This window comes from Acidimicrobiales bacterium (assembly GCA_036491125.1).
Taxonomy (GTDB): domain Bacteria; phylum Actinomycetota; class Acidimicrobiia; order Acidimicrobiales; family AC-9; genus AC-9.
The window spans coordinates 1-7,387 of record DASXCO010000187.1 but is presented as its reverse complement, the minus strand read 5'-3'; the positions used below and the strand labels follow the sequence as shown (position 1 = coordinate 7,387).

Below are 7,387 nucleotides of genomic sequence, written 5' to 3'. Positions count from 1 at the left end.
ATGGCGATCACCCAGATCCAGAGGCTCATCGACCAGTCGGGCGGCTTCGGCACCTATCTGTTCATGGCCCACGATTGGGCCGATCGCCTGGCGACGCTGCGATCGTACGAGCTGTTCGCCAAGGAGGTCATGCCTCTCTTTCAGGGGTCGGTCACCCACACGGTGGCGTCTCGCGACTGGGCGGCCACGAACCGGCCGCAGTTCATCGGCGCCGCCGGCGCCGCGGTGATGAAGGCCGTCCAGGACCATCACGCCGAGAAGTCCGACACCACCCCGACCTGAGCGCGCTAGCCGATGGCCTGTCCGACCGAGAAGATCACCAGACCGGCCAGACCGCCGACGACGGTGCCGTTGATGCGGATGAACTGGAGATCGCGCCCGAGGAGGATCTCCAGCTTGCTGGACGTCTCGGCTGCGTCCCAACGGGAGATGGTGCCGCTCACGAGATCGATGATCTCGTCGTGGAAGTGCTCGGCGACGTAGCGGATCCCGGACTCGACGAGCTCTTCCACCTTGTCCGTCAGCGCGGGATCGTCGCGGAGCCGTCGTGCCGCACCAATCAGGGCGTCCGCCAGGCGTCGACGCAGCTCCGACTCCGGGTTGGCCGCCTGCGATCGAAGGGTCGCCTTCACCTCCTCCCACAGAGAGGCGGTCCACTTCCTCAGCTCAGGGTGTCCCAGCAGGTCACGCTTGAGCTGCTCGCCGCGCTCGCGGTACTCGGGCGCGTGCTCGAGGTTGTCGGCGAGCGCGGCGACCCACTTGTCGACCTGGGACCGGATCTCGTGAGCGGGGTCGGTGTTGATCTCTCGCAGCAGGTCGTGCACCCCGTCGAGAATGCGATCGAAGATCCGCTCGTCGACGACGCGTGGTAGCCACCACGGCGACTCTCGTGCGTATCGTGCTCGCAGACTGTCGCGGTTCTCGTTGAGGAACCGCTCGAAGCCGCGGAGCACCGAGTCGAGCAGCTCCTGGTGGCGCTGGTTGGCCGTCACGGCCCGTAGCGCCCGCGCCGCCAGCGGTGCAAGAGGAACCCGCTCGAGGCCGCTCGAGATCTCGTCTTCGATGAGACGGTGGACGTCCTCGTTGCGGACGGCGTCGGCGAGACCCACCACCAGCGTCGCTGCGTGCCCGGCAACGGTCTCGGCGTTCGGGCGCACGACGAGCCAGTCGGCGGCCTTGGTCAGCTGCTGGGAGGACCGGATCCGGTCGGTAATGGTGTCGGAGCTGAGGAAGTTCTCCTGCACGAACCCACCGAGGGCCGCGCCGAACTGGTCCTTGCGCTCGACGATCACCGCAGTGTGAGGGATCGGCAACCCGAGGGGGTGGCGGAAGATGGCTACCACCGCGAACCAGTCGGCCAACCCGCCGACCAGGGAGCCCTCCACCGCCGCTCGCACGTAGGCCAGCGCTCCGTGGTTGCTCCCGACGACGGAGACGACGATGAAGACGGCGAACATCGCCACGAGAAGCCCGGTGGCCTGGCGCTTCTTCGCCCTCAGTTGGCGAATCCTCTCGCCGTCGTCTTGGCCGGCGCGCTGTGCGGACGACAAGCGCGCCCCGCTGCGTCCCGGCTCGGGCGACGACGGCGAGGCGCGACGACCCGTGCGTGTGTCGAGCGCGCTCATAGGGCTTGCGTCCGATGCTAGGCGCTCCCGGCTGGCCCTGGTGCCGCAGGTCGGGGCGCGGGCCATGGCCGCTCGATCACGTCCGCGCCCTGGCGTTTGCCTAGTCGTTCGACTCGATGAGGCCCCACCGCCGGCGGATGGACCGGTCGGCGAAGGAGAACACGGTGTCGGCCAGGATGCCGATCACCAGGACCACGATCATGAGCGCCAGCAGCGTGTCCGCCTCGGAGAACTGCCGGGCGAACTCCAGCCGGGCGCCGATCGAGGGTTGGTTGGCCACAATGACGAGCAGCTCGCCGGCCATGAGGCTGCGCCAGGCGAACGCCCACCCCTGCTTGAGCCCGCCGACGAAGGCCGGCATCGCCGCGGGCAGGATGACGAAGCGGAACAACCTGAGGCCGCGAGCCCCGAGCACCCGACCAGAGCGCAGCATGAGTGGCGGGATGTGGTCGATGCCCGAGATGAGGCCGTTGGCGACCGAGGGCGCGGCACCGAGGACCACGACGAACAGGATCGCCCCCTCGCCGAGCTTGAACAGCAGGATGGCGAGCGGGAACCACACGATCGAGGGCATGGTCTGCAGCCCGGTGATGAGCGAGCCGATGGCCCGCCGGAGCGGTCGGACCCGGGCCACCGCGGCGCCGAGCAGCGAGCCGATGAGCACAGCGAGGGCGTAGCCGATCGCCGCCCGCTGCAGGGTGATGCCGACGGCGTGCCAGAAGCCGGCCTGCCCGAGCTGGTTGCCGAGCTCCTGGAAGACCGGGACGGGCCCCGGCAGCACGTAGTCGGGGCGCCACTGCGACCACACGACGATCTGCCACACGAGCAGGCCCACGCCGATCGCCGCCAGCTTGGGCCACAGGGCGCTACCGACACGCAGGAGCCGGCTCCGCGCCGGCGCGGTGGACAGCTCCAGGGCGTCGAGTCCGGCCAGCTCCCGGTCGAGGCTGGACGCCTCGACGGCCGTCGACGCGTCAGCGGCCATGGCGCCCAACCTCCTCTCGAAGCCGCGCCGTCACCCGTCCGGCCAGCTCGGAGACCTCCGGCGACTCGATGCGGCGGGGCCTGAGAATGGGCACGTCGAAGGTGGCGGCCACAGTCCCTGGCCGGCTGGTGAGGAGCACGATGCGATCGCCAAGGCGGGCGGCCTCGCGGACGTTGTGGGTCACGAACAGCACGGTGACGTCCCTGGCCTGCCAGATCCGCTCCACCTCGTCGTGCAGCAGGTCCCGGGTGATGGCGTCCACCGCCCCGAAGGGCTCGTCCATGAGCAGCACCCCAGCGTCCTGGGCGAGCGCCCGGGCCAGGGCGACCCGCTGGCGCATCCCGCCCGAGAGCTCGTGCGGCCTCCGCCGTCCCACTCCACCGAGATGCACGGTCTCGAGCAGCTCGGCGGCGCGCGTGCGACGTTCGGGCCGGGGGACGCCGTTGAGCCGTAGGGCCAGCTCGACGTTCCCGGCCACCGTGAGCCAGGGAAACAGGGCAGCGTCCTGGAACATGAGGGCCGGCCGGCCCCCGCCCGCGTCCACCTCCCCGGCGCTCGGCCGGTCGAGTCCAGCCACCAGGTTCAGCAGCGTCGTCTTGCCGCAGCCGGACGCGCCAACGAGGCAGACGAACTCGCCGGGCCGCACGTCCAGATTGACCCGGTCGAGGGCGAGCACGGCAGCGCCGCGGTCGCCGAAGGCCCGGGAGACGTTCCGGAGCGAGACCGCCGGCGATGTCTCGACGGCGACGGGCCGCTCAGGCGCCCCGACCCTGGCCATCAGCTGCCGGGCCATGGCCCTTACGCCCCCGCGACCTGGGGCTCGCCCGCCTGGGCGAGCGCCTGGTTGAGCGGGGTCAGGTCGTAGATGCCCTTGAGGTCGACCGGTCCCAGGAGGCCGACCTTCTCGGCGTGGGCGGCCGAAGCGGCAAGGGACGAGGCCACCGGGTCGTTGGTGAAGGTGAGGTCGGGCCACGCCGCCTGGATGGTCGCCGGCGGCAACGCCTTACCCGTGAGCTGCGTCAGGCCCTGGTTCACGATCTGCTGGGCCTGGGCCGGGTGCTGATTAACGAAGTCGTTGGCCCGCACCTGGCCCTGCAGCAGTCGGGCCACGGCGTCAGGATGCTGCTTGAGGAAGTCGGTGCGCACCGCCAGCTCGGTGGTGACGAAGCGACCGCCCGGCCACAGGCTCTTCTCGTTGACGAGCACCTTGCCGCCGGCAGCGACCAGCTGGCTGGCATAGGGCTCGGGCAACCAGCCACCGTCGATCTGTCCGGTCCGGAACGCCTGCACAGCCGTGCTGTTGTCCTGGGGCAGGATCGAGACGTCGCCGCCCCCCTGCGGGTCGGTCTTGAGGCCCTTGCCCTGGAGCCAGGACCTGAGGGCGACGTCCTGGGTGTTTCCCAGCTGGGGCGTGGCCAGCTTCTTGCCCCGCAGGTCGGAGGCCGAGTTGATGGTGGGCTTGACGACGAGCGCGGCGCCCCCCGACGTCGCCCCGGAGATGACCCGGATGGCCTGACCGTGGGACTGCTGGTAGGCGTTGATCACCGGGTTGGGGCCGATGTAGGTGGCGTCGACAGCCCCGGAGAAGAGGGCCTCGACTGCGGCCGGGCCGGCGTTGAAGGTGGCCGTCTGAAGCTTGTCCTGCCCCAGGGCCTGGGCGAAGATGCCCTGCTGCACGCCCACGATGGCGGTGGCGTGGGTGAGGTTGGGGTAGTAGCCCAGCTTGACCGTCACAGGCGGCCCACCCGACGACGAGGACGAGGTCGTCGCCGTCGTCCCGGCGCTGGCGGAGCCGCCCCCTCCCCCGCCGCACGCTGCCGTCACGAGGGCCGCCAGGGCCAGCGGGGCGAGGAAGACGAGCGGGCGGGAACGGCGGAGCGGCACGAAGAGTCCTTTTTCACCCTGTAGCCGGGGCGGTGTCGGCATAGTCGACTAACTTGATCAAGATAGTAAACAAGATGCTTCGGGCCCTCGTCAAACAGGGTCCCCATGGGACGGCGGGATGGCTCAGGTGGCGGGCAGGGGCCGCAGCCAGAGCTGCATGTCCTCCACGGTCCCCAGGTGGGTGGCACCTGCGGTGGAGACGGCCGGCGCGGGGTCGTGGGGTCCGCTGACCACCAACAGCGCCTGGTCGGGGCCCCGGACCTGCTCCTGGGGACCGTAGCTGGTGCTCGCGGGCGGCTCGAGGTGGACGGCCACCCCGGCCTTCTGGAGCTCGACCACGACCGAGGCGGCCAGCCCGAACTGGTCCGGGTCGGCCTCCTCGACCCTGAGGTCGCGCACGTGCATCGCCCGCACCGGCTGCTCGACCAGCCGGGCGGCGACCTGCCGGCCCGGGTCGTCGCCGTAGCCGATCGGCGGGTCGCGGAACAGCGACCACGCCAGGGCCAGGCACGGCACGGCGCAGGCCACCACCAGCGCCCCCGACGTGATCCGGCGGGCAACGGGCGTCGAGAGCGGCCCGCTCTGACGTGTTCCGATGAAATCGATCGCCAGCAGCCCGGCGCCGATCCAGGCCGGGACGAGCACCGTGGCGGTCCACCAGAGGAGGTGCTCGTAGAGCGGCCCGACGACCTGGGTCGCCGACACGACGGCTGCTCCGGACGCGACCACGGAGATGGCGCCGAGGCCCATGGCCAGCTGGTGGCGCCGCCGCCAACCGATCACGGCCACGCCGACACCGACCAGCACGCCGCCCCCGAAGATGACGAGACGGCCGGTGTAGGCCGAGTTGGGCCCGGCAAACTGGTTGGGCTCGCAGCAGGGAAAGGCGTCGGACTTCAACGGCAGCGTGGCGGCGTACTCGGCCACGCCGCGCACCGCCTGACCCCTCGTGTGCCGTCCCCCGGCCTGCTCTGCCGTGGGGGGGTGCTCGAAGAAGGAGACGATCCTGCCCGCGTTGCCCGGGGTCTGCGTCGTCTGCTGGATCAGCGGTGGCACCCACACCAGCACGACGAGCAGCGCACTGCCGGTCAGGGCGACGATGTGACGCGAGGGCCTCGCCCACCGGAGAGGGTGGGGCACGGGCGACGCCGCCCGCCGCTTCCACACGGCCCAGCCCCACAGAGCGGTCCCGACCACGAGCACAGCGAGCACGGCTGGGGCAGTCCCCAGCTCGCTCCCGATGACGAACGAGCCAACGAGCGCCGCCCAGATCAGGGAGAGTGTCGATCCTGTCGCCGCCGCGGCAGCGAGGACCATCGTCAGCAGGAACGGCAGCGCCAGCACGGAGGGGTTCCAGGGGTTGTACAGCACGAGAGACGAGGCCTCGGTGAAGAACAGGAGCCCGGCGACGACCAGGGCGCCCCAGCGGGCGGCCCACTCTCCGGCCCGCCAGCGGATGACGACGACGATGGCGAGGGCGGAGGCGGCGTTGATGAGAAAGGCACCGAGGAACATCGTCCGGGCGCTCTCGCCGAAGAGCCCGTACACCGGGGCCATCACGTAGAAGTAGGCGGGCCCGGGATGGAACCAGCCGAAGTGCGAGTACGGCCCCAGGAGCTGATGGCCGCCAAGGGTGTCCCTGACCGCGGACTCGAGGACGGCGACGTCGCCGAAGCTGATGAACGGTTGATTGAGGGTGGACAGGACGCGCCCGATTCCCACACCGATGGGCACCAGCACCATCACGATCGAGATCGGCAGGAACCGGCTTGCGGTGCGGACGATCCTCCTGGCTCGCTCGCCCAGGGGGTCGCGGGTGACAGGATCGGCCCCGCCTTTCGGGCTCACGCCCCGCCGGGCCGTGATCGACATGGAGAGCGATAGTAGAGGCCGGACGTCCGCCTCCTCGGCAGGGCCGGCGCCCGCTCGAGCGGGGCGCGCCACTACGCTCGACCAGGAACGACGGCCGATGTGGAGGCCGATCCCGCGCCCGATCCGGGCCGATCCGAGGGGGAGCATGGCAAGCGAAGTCGACAAGGTCGAGAAGACCGACGAGCAGTGGCGAGATGAGCTGACGCCCGAGCAGTACCGGGTGCTCCGGCAGAAGGACACCGAGCGTCCCTTCACCGGGGAGTACCTCGACGCCAAAGCGGACGGCACCTACCGCTGCGCCGGGTGCGGCGCCGTGCTGTTCGACTCTTCGACCAAGTTCGAGTCGGGCACCGGATGGCCCAGCTTCACCGAGCCGGCGGTAGCGGCCAACGTGGAGCTCCATCGCGACGCCAGCCTCGGGATGGTGCGTACCGAGGTGACTTGTCGACGTTGCGGCGGCCACCTGGGTCACGTCTTCGACGACGGTCCCCGCCCGACCGGCCAGCGGTACTGCATCAACTCCGTGGCGCTCAACCTCGCGGCCCCCACGAGCGCCGACCCGCCGCCCGAACCGACCTGATCGAAGGGACGGCGGCGCCCTCCCGGGCGCACTGTCATCCGGGCTGTGGCGTCGGTGACTACCCTGGCGGGCCGTGACGAGCCGCTCCGTCGAGGCGCCCCCGGAGCGCCCCGACCCCGTCGTTCCCAGCGAGCGGGCGCCGGGTCGCCTGTTGTCCCAGCCCACCACCTGGCTGGCGCTCGCTGCCGGCGCGGTGCTGGTCGCCGCCGTCGTGCTGCGCTTCTGGGCCCGATCGCCGCTGTGGCTGGACGAGGCGAACACCGTCAGCATCGCGAGGCTCCCGCTTTCCCGCATCACCGACGCCCTCCGGCACGACGGGGCCCCGCCGCTGTACTACGTGCTGCTTCATGGGTGGATGCGGGTGTTCGGCACGGGCGATCTTGCCGTGCGGTCGCTCGGCGGCGTGATCGCCGTGGCCACCTTCCCGTTCATGTGGCTGGC

Annotated in this window: 8 protein-coding genes; 3 read left to right on the top strand and 5 right to left on the bottom strand. The window is 70.8% G+C overall.

The features are described 5' to 3' along the window. Positions 1-282, top strand: a 282-nt coding sequence (locus VGF64_15140) for a hypothetical protein (GenBank protein ID HEY1636097.1), incomplete at its 5' end; no start/stop codon positions are given. Positions 283-287: 5 nt separating this feature from the next. Here VGF64_15140 and VGF64_15135 read toward each other — a convergent pair. The 5 genes from VGF64_15135 to VGF64_15115 all read right to left on the bottom strand — a co-directional run bounded on the left by VGF64_15135 (position 288) and on the right by VGF64_15115 (position 6,366). Next, positions 288-1,625, bottom strand: a complete 1,338-nt coding sequence (locus tag VGF64_15135) for a DUF445 domain-containing protein (GenBank protein HEY1636096.1) — start codon at positions 1,623-1,625, stop codon at positions 288-290. 100 nt (positions 1,626-1,725) lie between these two features. Beyond that, a complete protein-coding gene (locus VGF64_15130) occupies positions 1,726-2,610 on the bottom strand; it encodes an ABC transporter permease (GenBank protein ID HEY1636095.1) in 885 nt (294 codons plus the stop codon). Next, entirely contained in the window at positions 2,600-3,403 is an 804-nt protein-coding gene (locus VGF64_15125; protein HEY1636094.1) for an ABC transporter ATP-binding protein, read from the bottom strand. Before VGF64_15125 ends, VGF64_15130 begins: the two co-directional genes overlap by 11 nt. A gap of 5 nt (positions 3,404-3,408) precedes the next feature. Beyond that, the gene (locus VGF64_15120; GenBank protein ID HEY1636093.1) at positions 3,409-4,494 is read right to left on the bottom strand and encodes an ABC transporter substrate-binding protein; all 1,086 of its coding nucleotides are present in this window, start codon (positions 4,492-4,494) and stop codon (positions 3,409-3,411) included. 123 nt (positions 4,495-4,617) lie between these two features. Further along, positions 4,618-6,366 (bottom strand): hypothetical protein, encoded by a 1,749-nt coding sequence (locus VGF64_15115; GenBank protein HEY1636092.1) that lies wholly within the window; start codon positions 6,364-6,366, stop codon positions 4,618-4,620. A 145-nt stretch (positions 6,367-6,511) separates the two neighbouring features. On the opposite strand from VGF64_15115, the gene msrB reads away from it, so the two are divergent. Both msrB and VGF64_15105 read left to right on the top strand, forming a co-directional pair. Next, complete coding sequence (msrB, locus tag VGF64_15110; protein HEY1636091.1) at positions 6,512-6,946, top strand: peptide-methionine (R)-S-oxide reductase MsrB; 435 nt, start codon at positions 6,512-6,514, stop codon at positions 6,944-6,946. A gap of 73 nt (positions 6,947-7,019) precedes the next feature. Beyond that, positions 7,020-7,387, top strand: a 368-nt coding sequence (locus tag VGF64_15105) for a hypothetical protein (GenBank protein HEY1636090.1), incomplete at its 3' end; no start/stop codon positions are given.